Annotated in this window: 13 protein-coding genes and 1 pseudogene; 4 read left to right on the forward strand and 10 right to left on the reverse strand. The window is 32.2% G+C overall.

The window, feature by feature from the left end; genetic code table 11:
- From H527_RS24390 to H527_RS0109260, 5 genes and pseudogenes are all read right to left on the reverse strand, one after another.
- Positions 1–252: pseudogene (locus tag H527_RS24390) on the reverse strand (IS982 family transposase); the annotation flags it as partial.
- Positions 253–600: 348 nt separating this feature from the next.
- Positions 601–1,137, reverse strand: a complete 537-nt coding sequence (locus H527_RS0109245) for a thioredoxin family protein (RefSeq protein WP_027412448.1) — start codon at positions 1,135–1,137, stop codon at positions 601–603.
- A 96-nt stretch (positions 1,138–1,233) separates the two neighbouring features.
- Complete coding sequence (locus H527_RS0109250) at positions 1,234–2,985, reverse strand: peptide MFS transporter (protein ID WP_027412449.1); 1,752 nt, start codon at positions 2,983–2,985, stop codon at positions 1,234–1,236.
- A gap of 13 nt (positions 2,986–2,998) precedes the next feature.
- On the reverse strand, positions 2,999–4,552 hold the full coding sequence (locus tag H527_RS0109255; protein WP_027412450.1) for a peptide MFS transporter: 1,554 nt from the start codon (positions 4,550–4,552) through the stop codon (positions 2,999–3,001).
- 17 nt (positions 4,553–4,569) lie between these two features.
- A complete protein-coding gene (locus tag H527_RS0109260) occupies positions 4,570–6,741 on the reverse strand; it encodes a S9 family peptidase (protein ID WP_027412451.1) in 2,172 nt (723 codons plus the stop codon).
- A 348-nt stretch (positions 6,742–7,089) separates the two neighbouring features.
- On the opposite strand from H527_RS0109260, the gene H527_RS0109265 reads away from it, so the two are divergent.
- Positions 7,090–8,406, forward strand: coding sequence for a hydroxymethylglutaryl-CoA reductase, degradative (locus H527_RS0109265; protein WP_027412452.1), 1,317 nt, complete (start codon positions 7,090–7,092; stop codon positions 8,404–8,406).
- Between the two features lies 1 nt (position 8,407).
- Complete coding sequence (locus H527_RS0109270; protein ID WP_027412453.1) at positions 8,408–9,331, forward strand: GYDIA family GHMP kinase; 924 nt, start codon at positions 8,408–8,410, stop codon at positions 9,329–9,331.
- A gap of 57 nt (positions 9,332–9,388) precedes the next feature.
- Here H527_RS0109270 and odhB read toward each other — a convergent pair whose 3' ends face one another.
- Positions 9,389–10,609, reverse strand: coding sequence for a 2-oxoglutarate dehydrogenase complex dihydrolipoyllysine-residue succinyltransferase (odhB, locus tag H527_RS0109275; protein ID WP_027412454.1), 1,221 nt, complete (start codon positions 10,607–10,609; stop codon positions 9,389–9,391).
- A gap of 66 nt (positions 10,610–10,675) precedes the next feature.
- Positions 10,676–13,450, reverse strand: coding sequence for a 2-oxoglutarate dehydrogenase E1 component (locus H527_RS0109280; protein WP_027412455.1), 2,775 nt, complete (start codon positions 13,448–13,450; stop codon positions 10,676–10,678).
- A 114-nt stretch (positions 13,451–13,564) separates the two neighbouring features.
- Between H527_RS0109280 and H527_RS0109285 the strand changes: the two genes are divergently transcribed.
- The gene (locus H527_RS0109285; RefSeq protein WP_027412456.1) at positions 13,565–14,104 is read left to right on the forward strand and encodes a hypothetical protein; all 540 of its coding nucleotides are present in this window, start codon (positions 13,565–13,567) and stop codon (positions 14,102–14,104) included.
- 29 nt (positions 14,105–14,133) lie between these two features.
- Here H527_RS0109285 and H527_RS0109290 read toward each other — a convergent pair whose 3' ends face one another.
- The 3 genes from H527_RS0109290 to H527_RS0109300 form a co-directional block, all read right to left on the reverse strand.
- A complete protein-coding gene (locus H527_RS0109290) occupies positions 14,134–14,757 on the reverse strand; it encodes a hypothetical protein (RefSeq protein ID WP_027412457.1) in 624 nt (207 codons plus the stop codon).
- A 106-nt stretch (positions 14,758–14,863) separates the two neighbouring features.
- Positions 14,864–15,214, reverse strand: a complete 351-nt coding sequence (locus tag H527_RS0109295; protein ID WP_027412458.1) for a hypothetical protein — start codon at positions 15,212–15,214, stop codon at positions 14,864–14,866.
- Positions 15,207–16,181: a polyprenyl synthetase family protein gene (locus tag H527_RS0109300; RefSeq protein WP_027412459.1), complete on the reverse strand. Its 975-nt coding sequence runs from the start codon at positions 16,179–16,181 to the stop codon at positions 15,207–15,209. Before H527_RS0109300 ends, H527_RS0109295 begins: the two co-directional genes overlap by 8 nt.
- Before the next feature lie 192 nt (positions 16,182–16,373).
- Here H527_RS0109300 and H527_RS0109305 point away from each other — a divergent pair, with 192 nt between their 5' ends.
- The gene (locus H527_RS0109305) at positions 16,374–16,973 is read left to right on the forward strand and encodes a TetR/AcrR family transcriptional regulator (protein WP_027412460.1); all 600 of its coding nucleotides are present in this window, start codon (positions 16,374–16,376) and stop codon (positions 16,971–16,973) included.
- Positions 16,974–16,977: the final 4 nt, after the last annotated feature.

Consider the following 16,977-nt stretch of genomic DNA (forward strand, 5'->3'; position numbering starts at 1 on the left):
AGAAACAGTATTGGGAAACTCTCTTTGCAAATGCTCTTTTACGTAAAAAATATAAAAGTGTTTGAAGGTTCTATAGCCACTACAATGGAATAGAACAGTAATGGTTATAATTTCACTAGCAGACATGGTAAACTTCCTATTTCTTGTCTTTTTTCCTGTAGTAAGCTGTCTTTTCTTTAAAGCAGGGTTAAAAACCTTGCAAAATTCATCAATAGAAAAGAAAATTTCAGTAATTTTATCTTTAGAAATCATAAGCAGAAATTCATTTAAATATTTGAATGTTAGATACTTAAATATAATGTTTTTCTGCTTTTTCTACAAGTAAAAACCCTTTTTTCTTACGTCGAACTCAGGTTATAACAGAGTTTCTTAATAAAACTAAGAGGTTATTTAAATTATTACTAGCAGAAAAAAAGATAGGGCCCTGCACAAAACTCTTTACTATATAGAGTTATTTATGGAAAAATCAGAAACTGGACTACCTAATAAACAACTCCTATTCTTAACCAAAAACTATATGCTAATCAGATATTAGCAAAAACAAAACCCCATTAATCACTTTATTTAATGGGGTTTACAATATTTTTTATATATGTTTTTCTAATCTGTAAAAGTACTTACAAAAGAACTTTCATAATCCTTCCATGCTTCAGTGCTCGTTAATTTTTTATAATCATTGCTATAGATCATTTTAAGGTATATCTCTAACTGTTTTGGTGTTTTATATCCAACCACTGGAGCTATGAGGTTTGCCTTTTCATCAAAAAATACCATACTAGGATATCCACTTATTTTTAATGCATTTGCAAAAAAGTGTTGACTATTTCTACCTTTTCTATCTGGATTATAATTTGGATTAGTGTATGTGAAATTATTGTATTTCACCTCTTCTGTTCCTTCTGCATTAAACTTTACTGCATAATAGTTCTTATTTACATAAGATACTACATCTTTATTATGAAAAGTTTTTTTATCTAAAAGCTTACAAGGCCCGCACCAATCTGTATATACATCCATAAAAATTTTTTTAGGCTCTTTTTTCTGAGCCTCTAACGCATCATTCATAGACATCCATTTAATTCCTTGTGCTTGGGCAGAAAAGCACATCAGAAACATAATAATAAGTAGGTTTTTCATAGGTGTAAAATTTTATAACTAGGTCGGAAATAAAAACTATTCCTTAATTTAAAAATTTATGTTGTATTTGGGTAAACGAATAAAAATAAATATTATTTATTTTACTCCATGCATTAGTTTTTTCAATACTGGATTCAGAAGAATAATCAACCCTCCTGCCACAATTGGAACTATTGTAAAGATTAAAAAGAAAGTAGACAAGTTATAGTTTGCAGTGATTTCATCAATCATGCCTCCAAGAGTTCCTGCTGCTTTTTGACCTATTGCAATAGCAAGATACCAAATACCGAACATAAATGCAATCATCCTGCCTGGGACAAGCTTACTAAGATAGGACAATCCTACTGGTGACAAACATAACTCTCCTAATGTATGAAACAAGTAGGCTAAAATTAGCCAAATCATACTTACTGAAGCTGTTTTTGCTCCTTGCGGAATATCAGAAGATCCAAATGCCAATAATGCAAACCCAAAGCCTAATAGCCCTAATCCAAAACCATACTTAAAAGCCACACTAGGATTATATTTACTTTCCCACCATTTAGAAAACAATGGTGCTAATGCTATAATAAAAAATGAATTTAATATTCCAAACCATGTTGCACCTACCTCTGTAGTATCCTTACTAAACTCATTGTTTAGTTTCCACACAACAATTCCCCATATAATAATAAAGCTGATCGATAACACGATATTAGAAAGTCCTATCTTAGAAAATGTTTTTTTAAATAACAAGTACAATACCCATGATATAATAGCTAATGGCACAACAGTTAAAATAGTATCAATAATTTTAAACACCAATGCAGAAGAACCAGATAAATCCCTTGCAGTATAATCTCTTGCAAAAATGTTTAAAGAACCTGCAGCTTGTTCAAATGCAGCCCAAAAGAAAATAGTAAAAAAAGCAAAAATTCCTACTGCAATCATTCTATCTCTTACTGTAGGACTGTACCTTATAATTCTAGAAACTATTAAATATACAAAAAGCAATATACCTAAAACAATCATAAAGGTTGTTCCTTCATAACTACCTACTTTAAAATCAAATAAATTAATACCTCTAATTTTGGACATTGGGTCATTAATTAACCAAGTTAGTCCTATTGTTGCAGTTATTGCAATGAGAATCTTGTCAATTAAAGTAAAAGGATTAAGCTTATCTCCATCTTCTAAAACAGTTTCTTTTTCAGCAACTTCTTTTTTAGGTTTTGCCCCAATTTCTCCAAATATATTTTTAGAAAGCCAAAATTGAATTGTTCCTAAAAGCATAAAAACTCCTGCCAAACCAAAGCCCAAAGCCCAGCTATAATTTTCGCCTAAATATCCACAAAGCATAATACCAAAAAAAGCCCCTGCATTAACCCCCATATAATATATGGTATAGGCGCCGTCTTTTTTAGAATCATTTCCTTTATACATTTCAGAAATAATAGAAGTGATATTAGGCTTAAAAAGACCTGTACCAATTACTAACAATGCTAATCCAAAATACAAAGTTGCTTCTGTCTCAAAAGCCATAGCAACGTGACCAAATGTCATAATCAAACACCCTATAGTAACTGCCCATCGATAACCAGTTATTTTATCTGCAATATACCCTCCTAAAATTGGTGTTAAGTACAAAAGAGATGCGTACGTTCCAAATAATGCTAATGCATGTTCTCTAGGCCAATTTGCCCATCCGGGGTTTTCTCCAAACAATGGTTGGGTTAAAAATATCACTAACAAGACTCTCATTCCATAGAATGAAAATCTCTCCCACATTTCTGTAAAGAAAAGCACAAATAAACCTGCAGGATGCCCTAAAACTTTATCTTTAAATAAGTTTTCTATATCTGTATTCATAAATAAACTACTATTAATTCTCTACTAATTCAAAACCTTCTGCTTCATCATTTTTTAAGACCCTCTCTTTTTCTTCAGCTCCATGTGTTAATCTTTTTAAAGGTTTTAATATCATAATAAATAATAATCCGAAAATTACTGTAAATATTACTATTCCAGAAAAAATAGTTAACTCTCCATATTCACTTGCAGATTCACCTACAATTCCAGCCACTTTGTTTCCTAGTCCTGTTGCTGCAAAATATACCCCCATCATTAGTGAGGCATATTTAACTGGTGCTAACTTTGTAATAAAGGATAATGCTACCGGAGAAATACATAATTCTCCTATGGTATGAAACAAATACGCTAAAACTAACCAAATCATACTTGAACTTCCAGACTTTTCAAATTCTATCGCAGCAAATACCATAAATAAAAATCCAAATCCCATAATTATAATACCTAAAGCCATTTTAAATAAAGAAGATGCTTCTTTTCCTTTCAATTTTCTTTTAGCCCAGATACTTGCAATTAATGTTGCAAATAAAATAATAAAACCTGCATTTAGACTCTGAAACATTACTGTAGGAATTTCCCATCCAAATAAATTTCTATCGGTATTGGTTTCTGTATACAAATTCATTAATCCTCCTGCTTGCTCGAAAGCTCCCCAAAAAATAATTACCATGATAAATGATAGTAATAACACTAAAAAACGATCTTTAAACACTTGAGAATCTAAATCTTTGTATATCATCACTAATAATGCAGTGATAGCTGTTAAAAAAATGAATAATAACCCAAAACCCCAATCTAAAGTATACCAGCCGTAAATTGATGCTATTAATAAAATTGCAACAATTACTAATTGTTTAGGCGAACTAAATAATTTTGCATACAGCTTTCCGTAGGAAACTTCATTTTCATCTATCTTATTTGGCACATAATTACCAACTTCTTTTAAAAATTTTTGTCCGTACACATAATTTAAGAGTCCAAAAACCATAGCTATTCCTGCTAATCCAAATCCAGCGTGCCATCCCCAATTTGCGACTACGACCCCTATTATCATTGTAGCTAATAAAGATCCTAGGTTTATCCCTATATAAAAAATACTAAATCCTTTATCTCTTCTAATATCTCCTTCTTTATAAAGACCTCCTACCATAGTCGAAATATTTGGTTTCAATAACCCAACACCCAAAATAACTAAACCTAAACCTGTATAAAATGCCCAAGTATCCGTTAAAACCAATACTCCATGACCAAGGCATAATATTATAGCTCCTAATAGAACTGATTTTTTTTGTCCCAAAATTTTATCTGCAATCATTCCTCCTGGAATGGATGCTACATACACTAACATGGTATACCAACCATACAATGCCAAAGCTTCTTTACTTGTCCAACCTAAACCTGCACCTCTTTCGTCCCCTATAGTTTCTGTTGTCATATATAGAACTAATAATGCCCTCATACCATAGTATGAAAAACGCTCCCACATTTCTGTAAAAAATAATATATATAATCCCACGGGATGCCCAAAAAGCTCTTTTTGATGCGCTGCTTTAACTGTATTTGTCATTATCTTTATTTAGTTAATTATAAGTTGTTTGTAATGAAGTTAGTCATTTTATTATATAAGTGCAATCTTGTATTACCTCCATAAATACCATGATTTTTATCTGGATAAATTGCCCAATCAAAATCTTTATTTGCCTGTATTAATGCTTCTACCAGTTGCATTGTGTTTTGCACATGTACATTATCATCTGCACTACCATGTATCAATAAAAATTTTCCTTTTAATCCATTTACAAAATTGATTGGCGAATTATCATCATATCCCTTTGTATTTTCTTGAGGAGTCATTAAATATCGTTCTGTATAAACGGTATCATAAAACCTCCAATTAGTAACTGGTGCTACTGCAATAGCCATTTTAAAAACATCTGGTGCTTTAAACAAGCAGTTACTAGACATAAAACCACCATAACTCCATCCCCAAATACCAATTCTTGAAGCGTCGATATACTCTAATGCCCCAAAATGTTTTGCTGCAGCAACTTGATCCTGAACCTCTAAATTTCCTAAATCATTCTGTGTAGCTTTCTTAAACTTAGCTCCTTTCAAACCAGTCCCCTTACCATCTACACAGACAACAATATACCCCTGTTGTGCTAACATCATGTACCAATAATCATTAGCACTATGCCATGAGTTTTTTACCATTTGTGATCCTGGTCCAGAATATTGAAACATCAACAAAGGATACTTTTTTGCTGAGTCAAAATCTTTTGGTTTAATCATCCAAGTGTTTAGTGTTTCTCCATTTATTTCTATTGTAGAAAATTCTTTAGGCCTAACATTATATTGCTTCAATTTTTCTAACAACCCTTTATTATTTTTAATTTCTCGAACTATTACCCCTGTATTTCCTTTATTTAAAGTATACTCATATGGGGTCGTAGAATTAGAAAAATAATTAATATAAAAGCTGAAATCTGCGCTGAAATCTGCATCATTAATTCCTTCTTTATTACTTAGTCGTTTTTTATCTTTTCCATCTAAAGTAATTGAATAAATATCTCTATTTATGCTTCCGTTTTCTACACTTTGATAGTATATTTTTTTGTTCTTTTTATCATACCCATAGTAGTTAGTTATTTCCCAAGCACCTTTGGTTATTTGATTAATTAACTCTCCCGTTGTTGTATAATGATAGATATGGTTAAATCCATCTTTCTCACTAGTCCAGATAAAACTATTGTCGTCTAAGAATGTAAGATTATCTGTAATATCGATATACGCATTATCTTTTTCATTAAGCACTACTGTCGGTGTTTTAGTCTTAGCGTCTACAAAAATTAAATCCAGACTATTTTGGTGTCTGTTTAGTACCTGTACACTCAAAACATCTGGGCTTGCTGTCCATTTTATTCTAGGAATATAAAAATCTTTATAATCTCCTAACTTAATCTCGTCTAAAGTCATTTCAGTAATATCTGCTACATAAAGAGATACTTTTGCATTTTTTTCTCCTGCTTTAGGATATTTAAAGACTTCTTGTTTCGGATACAAATCTTTACCATACACATCCATAGAAAACTCAGGCACTTCTCGTTCATCGAATCGCAGAAATGCTATTTTTTTACTATCAGCACTCCAATCAAAAGCTCTTACAAATGCAAATTCTTCTTCATACACCCAATCTGTTATTCCATTTATTATTTCATTTTTTTTTCCATCATCTGTTAGCTGAACTTCTTGACCTGTAGCAAAATTTAACATATAAATATTATTATCTAACACATATGCTATCTTATTACCATCAGGTGACAATAAAGGCTCTTGGATTTTTTTATCACTAACCTTAAAAATCCCTTTAGAGAGAACATCATATACATGATAAATTCCTCTGGAAGAGTGTCTGTATATTTGTTCTAATTGGCTGGAAAGTAAAATCCTATTCTCATCTTTACTAAATGAGTATCCTTGAAATGTAGATAGATCTCCTAAAGAAGAAGAAGTTACTAGTGTTTTTGTTTTTTCTCCAGATTCATAATTATAAACCTCGATATTAATTGCGCCAGAAACTGCATCTCTTTCTATAACAGAATATTCTTTTCCACTTTTCATGGAATGAAGCGATTGTAACCCTTCTGTACTAAAAGCTCCTTTCCATATTTCTTCTAAAGTAAAAGCCTTTTCTTGTGCGGATGCTACAAGAACAACAAAAAATGCAATCGCAAAAAGTAATTTTGTGATTTTCATACCGTAATTTTAAAATTTATGAACGCCAAGAATACTAAAAAATCCTTGAAAAATACAACAATTGCTGTTAAATACAATAATTTCATGAGTCCATACTTGATTTTTTTAACATATCATCAATAAAAGCTAAAACACTATTGATGTATCTTATTATCTATTAAGGTAAAACCTACACAAATCCAAAATAGAATTTAATATTTAAAAAAATCATTTTTAAAAGATAATCTAGCATTTAGTTTCTCACAAAAACTCATAAACTCTCCTTTTTAAGGCTTCTAAAAATAGCTCAACAATAGATATGATAAAACAGAATAGTATCTTTGACCTCATTAATAACAAAAAAAGACAATGACACCTGTAGTTTCTGGGTTTTCTAAACTCTCTAAAACGGATAAAATAAAATGGTTAGTAGAACATTATTTTAATAATGATCAAAACACTATAGCTATTTTAATAAAGTATTGGAATTCTGATAATGCACTTCAACAACTTCATGATGAGTTTACTGAAAACACCATTTCTAATTACTACCTTCCTTTCTCGATAGCTCCAAATTTCCTTATTAACAATAAGCAGTACACCATACCAATGACTATTGAAGAAAGTTCAGTAGTTGCTGCTGCCAGTAAGGCTGCCAAATTTTGGCAGACACGAGGAGGATTCCATACAGAAGTAATATCCACTACAAAAGTAGGACAAGTACATTTTATCTATCCAGGAAGTTATGAGAAATTACAGCAATTTTTCAACCTAATAAAACCTAACTTGCTATCCTCTGTTTCTCATTTAACCAAAAATATGGAAAAAAGAGGTGGTGGTGTACTAGAGATTGAACTTAAGGATAAAACTACTGAAATAGACAACTATTACCAATTGCATTGCACTTTTGAAACTGTAGATGCAATGGGAGCTAATTTTATAAACTCTTGTCTAGAGCAGTTCGCTAAAACAATCACTACGGAAGCAAAAGAGTATTCTAACTTTTTTGATAATGAAAAGAATATCGAAGTAGTTATGAGTATCCTTTCTAATTACGTCCCACAATGTCTGGTAAAAGCTTCTGTTTCTTGTGCTATAAAGGATCTACCTTCTACTCCTTTTCTTTCTTCACAACAATATGCCGAAAAATTTGTAAGAGCCGTACGTATCGCCGAAGTGGAGCCATATCGTGCTGTGACTCATAATAAAGGTATAATGAATGGTATTGATGCAGTAGTATTAGCCACAGGAAATGATTTTAGAGCAATTGAAGCAGGAGCACATGCATACGCCGCAAGAAATGGGAAGTATACTAGCTTAACTCATGCCGAAATTGAGGATGATACCTTCTTTTTTTCTATAGAAATCCCTTTAGCACTAGGTACTGTTGGTGGGCTAACATCGCTTCATCCTCTCGTAAAGTTATCTTTACAATTATTAAAAAAACCAAATGCAAAAAAATTAATGGAGATTACTGCTGTAGCCGGACTTGCTCAAAATTTTGGCGCTATAAATTCTTTAATAACTACGGGTATACAACAAGGACACATGAAAATGCACCTTATGAACATCTTAAACCAATTTAAGGCCACTGAAACTGAAAAAAAACAACTAATAAATTATTTTAAAACAAATACGGTTACTCATAGTGAGGTGGTAGCACAAATTGAAAAATTGAGAGCTTAAAATGAAAAAATCCTTTTATAGTCATGGCAAACTATTGCTTACCGCAGAATATTTGGTTCTTGATGGGGTGAGAGCTCTGGCTATACCAACAAAAAAAGGGCAATGGTTATATATCGAAGAAAATGATACAAATCAAATTATCTGGAAAAGCTTTGACGACAAAGGTAATTGTTGGTTTGAGACTAATCTAATACTAGAAAATAATACGTTTCGACCAACTGAGGATACTAATAAAGAGCTCACTATCACAAAAACACTAATAAACATCCTTACTGTTGCAAAAATATTAAATCCAGAGTTTCTATCTTTAAAAAAAGGGTATCTAGTCGAAACCAGATTAGAGTTTGATCGCCAATGGGGACTTGGATCTTCTTCTACATTAATTAATAATATCGCTCAATGGGCAAAAGTAGATGCTTTTACTCTATTAGAAAAAAGTTTTGGAGGTAGTGGTTATGATATTGCCTGTGCGCAATACAACTCTCCTATTTTATATAAGCGTAATAGTGGAAAACCAATAATAACAGTTTCTAGTTTTAATCCTATTTTTCAAGAAAACTTATTCTTTATTTATTTAAATCAAAAACAAGATAGCAAAGAATCTATAAAACATTATCAATCTTTACCATTAAAAGATTTTGATAAAGCAGAAACGATTATAAATGAAATTACTTCTAAAATATTAGATTGTTCATCAGTAAAAAGATTTGAAATTTTAATACAATCTCACGAAGAAACTATTTCTAAAATTATAAAAACACCGACAGTAAAATCTGTTTTATTCCCTGATTACTCTGGTAGTATAAAAAGCCTTGGTGGATGGGGTGGTGATTTTATCTTAGTCACCGGAAATACCTTAGAAATGGAATACTTTAGAAAAAAAGGGTATACCACGATTATACCGTATTCTGAAATGGTTCTATAAAAAAAAACCTCAGTTCTTTTTGAACTAAGGTTTTTATAAAATATATGATAAAACTAATTACATTTCTAATGCTCTAGTTATATTATTATCCATTAACAATTCTTCTGGGTTTTCTAATGCCTCTTTTACGGCTACTAAGAACCCTACAGACTCTTTACCATCTATAATCCTATGATCATAAGACAAAGCTACATACATGATAGGTGCAATAACGATTTGACCATCTCTAACAATTGGACGCTCTACAATATTATGCATTCCTAAAATAGCACTTTGTGGTGGATTAATAATTGGTGTAGATAACATACTTCCAAAAACTCCTCCGTTAGTAATAGTAAAAGTCCCTCCCGTCATTTCATCTACAGTAATTTGACCATCACGAGCTCTAAGTGCTAATCTTTTTACCTCAGATTCTACTCCTCTAAAACTTAGATTTTCTGCATTACGAATTACAGGCACCATTAATCCTTTGGGTCCTGAAACAGCAATACTGATATCCTGAAAATCGTAAGAAACCATAAAGTCTCCATCAATCATAGAGTTTACTGCAGGATACATCTTTAATGCTCTAACACATGCTAGTGTAAAGAAAGACATAAAACCTAAACCAACTCCATGTCTGGTCTTAAAACCCTCTTTATACTTATTACGAAGATCAAAAATTGGCTGCATATCCACTTCGTTGAATGTAGTAAGCATTGCAGTCTCATTTTTAACAGAAACCAAACGTTCTGCAACTTTACGACGAAGCATCGATAGTTTTTTACGCTCTTCTCCTCTACTTCCTAATCCAGGAGTTCCCATAGATGGTTTTGCATCCAATGCATCTGCTTTAGTTATGCGACCATCTCTACCAGTTCCTTGTATTTGATTTGCATCCATTCCTTTTTCTGCAAGTACTTTTTTTGCAGCAGGAGACGCAGTACCTGTGGCATACGTTTGTGCCTTAGCTGGTGCTATTGGTTTAGACTCTTCTTTTTTCTCCTCTACTTTAGGAGTTTCTGCTACAGGAGCAGGTGCAGCAGCGCCATCTGGCTTAGCAGCTTCTGTATCTATAAGACACACTACCTGACCTACTGCTACGGCATCACCTTCTTCCGCTATAAGTGTTATAATACCACTTGCTTCTGCAGGCAACTCTAATGTTGCTTTATCACTGTCTACTTCAGCAACTGCTTGATCTTTTTCTACATAGTCACCAGTTTCAACAAGCCATTGTGCTATTTCAACTTCTGTAATAGATTCTCCCGGTGATGGGACTTTCATTTCTAAAGCCATAATTCTGAATTTATCCTTTGTATAATTTCCTTTGGAAACTTTTAATCTATGATTATTTACTATATTTTATCTTCTTTGATTATTCTTTGTTTTATCAAACACATAATCGATTACCTCTTGATGTCTTCTTTTAGACCTAGTAGCGCTACCTGCTGCCGGAGCTCCATAAGGTCTTCTACTAGCAAACCTAAATGTTTTCGCTTCGTCATAATTCATTAACATATGACTCAATGCTCCCATATTACGAGGTTCTTCCTGTGCCCATACCACTTCTTCTGCCTTATATTTTTTAATCAACTTATCCATCTCTACGGTTGGCAAAGGGAATAATTGTTCTATTCTCACTAAAGCAATATCTTTTCTTCCTAACTCTTCTTTTTCTTTGAGCAAATCATAATAGAATTTACCTGTACAAAAAACAAGAGATTTTATATCTTTTGGAACAGCACTTACATCATCAATTACGGTTTGAAAGCTTCCATTTGTAAATTCTTCGACAGAAGATACTACTCTTTTATCTCTTAACAAACTCTTTGGAGTAAATACAATTAGTGGTTTTCTGTATTTAGCCTTCATTTGTCTTCTTAACAAATGAAACATATTTGCAGGAGTGGTTACATCTACTACAAACATATTATCTTTTGCACATAATTGCAGGTAGCGTTCCATTCTTGCAGAAGAGTGTTCTGCTCCTTGTCCTTCATATCCATGTGGCAATAGCATTACCAATCCATTTTGCAACTTCCATTTATCCTCTGCTGAGGATATATATTGGTCAATCATTATTTGTGCTCCATTACTAAAGTCTCCAAATTGCGCTTCCCAAATAGTTAATGTATCGGGACTAGCCATAGCATACCCATAATCGAAACCTACAACTCCATATTCTGAAAGCAATGAATTATAAATATAGAAGTCTCCTTGATTTCCTTTAAGGTTATTTAATAATAAGATCTCTTCTTCACTATCTTCTACCTTAACTACTGCATGCCTGTGAGAAAATGTTCCTCGCTCAACATCCTGCCCACTCATTCTTACATTATATCCTTCTGTTAACAAAGAGCCATAGGCAAGTAACTCTCCCATTGCCCAATCTAATTGGTCGTTTTCAAAAAACCCTTTATGCCTTTCATTAATAATTTTTTCTATTTTACGAAGAAATTTTTTATTGGAAGGCAGCTTGGTTATTACTTCTGCTATTTCTGTTAATTTATCTTTAGAAAAAGTTGTGTCTACCACTTTCATCATCTCATCCTCTTGCACTCTAGTAAACCCAGCCCACTCATCTTGCATAAAAGGAGTGATAACTGTTTTTTCTTGCTTACGAGAATCCTCTAGCTCTTCTTCAAGAGACTCCTTATACTCTTTCTCCAAATCTGCAACATAATCTACACCAATAATCCCTTCGGATATTAGTTTCTGTGCGTATATATCCCTTGGATTATCATGTTTAGAGATCGCTTTGTATAATTTTGGCTGCGTAAAACGGGGTTCATCTCCTTCATTATGACCATATTTACGATATCCTAATAAATCTATAAATACATCCCGACCAAAGTTCATTCTAAACTCTAATGCAAAATTGGTTGCATGTACTACAGCTTCTGCATCATCTGCATTTACATGCAAAACAGGCGACAAAGTAACTTTTCCGATATCTGTACAATACGTTGAAGAACGTGCGTCTAGATAGTTTGTAGTAAAACCAATTTGATTGTTGACTATGATATGAATTGTTCCTCCTGTTTTATATCCATCAAGCTGTGCCATTTGAACAATTTCATACACCAACCCTTGTCCTGCTACAGCAGCATCCCCATGTACTACAATAGGAAGTACCTGCGAGATATCATTTTTATAATGCGTATCCTGTTTTGCTCTGGTAATACCCTCTACTACAGCACCTACTGTTTCTAAATGTGAAGGATTAGGGGCTATATTCATATTAATAGCTTTTCCAGAATCAGATTCACGTTTAGAAGTCCATCCTAAATGATATTTTACATCCCCATCAAATATTGCCTCTTCATAATCTTTACCATCAAATTCGCTGAAAATATCTTTAGGGCTTTTTCCGAAAATATTAGTAAGCGTACTTAAACGACCACGATGAGCCATACCCATCACAAATTCTTTTACTCCAAAACTTGCAGCTTTTTCTACTAATGCATCTAATGCAGGAATAAGTGTTTCTCCTCCTTCAAGTGAAAAACGTTTTTGCCCCACATACTTTGTATGTAAAAAGGTTTCAAAAGAAACTGCTTGGTTTAATTTTTTAAGAATATGTTTTTTCTGGTCGGCAGAAAACTTTGTTCTATTGGTATTAAAGTTTATTCGCGCTTGTATCCATTCTCGTTCTTCAGGATTACGAATATACATATACTCAACTCCAATAGAATCACAATAAATATGTTCTAAATGAACTATTATATTACTTAACGTATTAGGGCCTACATCTATAATCTCCCCAGCATTAAAAACGGTATTAAGATCTCCCTGACTTAGCCCAAAGTTTTCTAGTGCTAAAGTAGGAGTATACTTTCTTCGTTCTCTTACCGGATTGGTTTTAGTAAACAAATGTCCACGAGTTCTGTAGCCATCAATTAATCTAACTACCTGAAACTCTTTTTGAACATTTTGAGGAACCGCAACTGTTTCACCAGGGTCACGATCTACGTATATTGTTTCTCCCGATCCATTGGCGCTCTCTAGCCCAAAATCAAAACCTTGAAAAAATGCACGCCAACTAGGCTCTACACTATCTGGATTTTGTAAATATTGATCGTATAAATCTGCAAAAAATGCGGTATTAGCCGCATTCAAAAATGAATATTTATCCATATGTAAGTATTCAACTGTCTTTTAAATAACAAAACGCCACAAAAATACAATAATTACGATATATTAGACATCGAATTACTTATATTTATGTTATAATTTTTCATAAAACGAATAATGAAAGTAAATTTTTATATAAATCCTAAAATTCTAGTATTAGTTCTTATTATTCTTTTTTCCTTACAAAAAAGTTATTCTCAGGACAACTCCTTCTGGTCGAACGTACGATTTGGAGGTAATCTGGGCATTGGTTTTTCTAATGACACATTTAATGCTGTTGTTGCTCCATCTGCTATATATGAATTTAACAAGTGGTTCAGTGCTGGATTAGGCGTGAGTTTTGGATACAGTAGTTTTGATAACAAACGTTTAAATCAAAAGATAAATAGCACTAATTATGGCGCAAGCATTATTACTTTATTAAATCCTTTTCCAAAATTACAGATCTCTGCAGAGTTTGAAGAAATGGGGGTTAGCCGAAATATTAAATTTTCAGATAAAAAAATCACAGAGGATTATTGGTATCCTGCTTTATTTATTGGTGCTGGATACAGAGTTGGCTTTATGGCTTTAGGAATTAAATATGACGTTTTATACGATGATAAGAAAAGTATTTATGGAAGTGCATACACCCCATTTCTTAGAGTGTATTTTTAAAACTAATTTTACAAACAAAGTCTTTATTATTACCACAAATGAAAAATACAGCCTAGTTTTTTGCCCCCATAATTAACAAGTTTCTTTTCTGCTTTAAGAAGTAATCTGTATTTATAATTCACATCTTCTACTACTCCATTAGCACATTGTTTTTTTTTAAAACTTAAAGAATTAAAAAAATCCGAATTCCACTCTGCAAGCTTTTGCATATCCTTTCTTTCATAACACAATTCATTAAAGTCACGACCAAAAAACTTTCGAAACTCTATAACTTCTAGCACTTTTTCTATAGTTGAAGATTTTTCATGTGTACTTTCAAAAGAATACGTATTATATCGAATATTTTCTAAAAAAGATGTTTGCAACCTCAGCGTATCTTTATCCACATAGTAATGTTCTAAATTCATATCTCCGCCTTGTTTATATCTATGTATAATCAGTTTTAATTTCTTTTCTAGAAAATAAAACTTAATACTACCAGAAAAAAATTCAGAACATTTATATCTTTTAAATTTTTCAGTAACTAATGTGTCCTTTTTTTCTACCGCTTGTAAAAATGATTCATAAGATATATTTATCTCGTTCTGGGAGAGCTCTTGACTATAGCTAAAAGAGAAAAAGAAAAATAAGAAAACACTATTATATAGATTCATTTATTTAAAATTTTATAACTAATCTAAATCAAAAACTCTTTAATAAATAAAGAAAGGATTACCAATTGTTAAATCGACTAAACTATTACAGAAATAAGCTAAAGATTTATTGATTTCTATACCAAACTTTTTGCCACTCTCTTTTTAAAATCAAATAAGTAGCATATTTTGCTATGTCTGTACTATCCTCTGAATCTAGCTTTTTTATTTCACTTTCAGAGACATCAACAGCATATAACAGGTTAAGGAATTCGTTGAAATCGTTATGTAATTTCTCTAAAAGTAAATTGACTATTTCTAAAAACAAACCCTGAGGCTTTTCACTTTTAATAGTATGATCCATTCCAGCACGATTTAAGTCCTTTTGTATTTGCATAACAACCTGAGAATAAAGCTCTGATTCACGAACCTCCTCTAATAATTTATCTGCCGCTACAAGGTTATAAGACTTAGACACTTCTATTCATTAGTTTTTTTCCAAACAATCGTAACACTTCTTTCTTATCTTCTGTTACAGATAGTTTATCTAGTACTGCAAAGGCTTTTTCTGTGTATTTTTCGATCTCGATGCGTGTTTGCTCTTTTGCTCCTGTTGTTTCAAAAAGATGTTTGACTGTATTTATCTTTTCAGAAGGGTTTTCTGGATTAAGGGAAAACAGCCCTGTTAGTTGTTTTTTTTCACCTTCATTAGCAAATTCGAGAGCTTTTAAATATAAAATAGTTTTTTTGTTTTCGATAATATCACCTCCTACTTGTTTACCAAAAGTATCAGGGTCGCCAAATGCATCTAAATAATCATCCTGAAGCTGAAATGCCAAGCCTAACAACCTTCCAAAATCATAAATGGCCTCTCTGCAACTTTCTGAAGCATTGGCGATAATAGCACCCATTTTCATAGCTGCACCAACCAAAACGGCTGTTTTATACTCTATCATTTTGATATATTCAGAAATCACTACATCATCACGAGTTTCAAAATCGATATCGTATTGTTGCCCCTCGCAAACCTCTATAGCTGTTTTAGTAAATAATGTAGCTAACTCTCTAAAAGTTTCACTTTCATAATTTTCAAACAGTTGGTATGCATTAATAAGCATAGCGTCTCCAGAAAGAATTCCTGTGCTTACCCCCCATTTTTCATGAACCGTCTCTTTACCCCGCCTAAGAGGAGCTGCATCCATAATATCATCATGTATCAAAGAAAAATTATGAAAAACCTCTATTGCCAATGCTGCATCCAGAGATTTTTTATAAGACCCTCCAAAAGCTTCAGAAGCCATTAAAACTAATATTGGACGCAATCGTTTACCACCAAGATTAAGAATATAAGATATAGGTTCGTATAGGTTTTTAGGTTCTTTGGTAATAATCTTCTTAGATAAATACTCTAAAAAATATGTTTGATAGTCAGAAACTGTATGCACAATGTTTTTTTGTGCTAAAGTAATCGAAACTTTTAAAAAAAGGAAGTTTATCCTTTATGTCGCTTAAAACATTTTGTTAAGCAAATATCCTCAAAATTAAAAGTAGTGTTAAAAAAATGTAAAACTTAGGAAACTTTTATTGTTTTCATAGTTTCCAGATGTACATTTGCGCAAAAATTAAACACATAATTAATGAAGGAAAAAATTATAGAGAAAGCTAATGATCTATTTTTAAATCTTGGTTTTAAAAGTGTGACTATGGATGACCTTGCTACTGGAATGGGGATTTCTAAAAAAACTATTTATACTCATTTCCAAAATAAAACAGAATTAGTAAAAGCTACCACAGACCATTTATTCTGTTGTATCTCGGATGGTATAGATACTATTATAGATCAAAAAAATGATCCCATCGAAGAACTATATGAAATCAAGGCTTTTGTAATGAACCATTTAAAAAACGAAAAAACCTCTCCACAATACCAACTACAAAAATATTATCCAAAGATATACAGTGCCTTAAAATCCAGACAGTTTGAGGTAATGCAAGAATGTGTTATCGAAAATTTAGATAGAGGTATTAAATCTGGCATGTATAGAAAAAACATGGATGTCCAGTTTATTTCACGAATCTATTTTGTTGGAGTTATTGGAATAAAAGATCAAGACACATTTCCTATGCAGGAATTCCCCATGACTAAACTTATGGAGGATTACCTGGAATACCATATTAGAGGAATTGCTACAGAAAAAGGACTAGAAATTTTAAACAATCTACTAATAAAAGAGTAATATT

The organism is Aquimarina muelleri DSM 19832 (assembly GCF_000430665.1).
Taxonomy (GTDB): Bacteria; Bacteroidota; Bacteroidia; order Flavobacteriales; family Flavobacteriaceae; genus Aquimarina; species Aquimarina muelleri.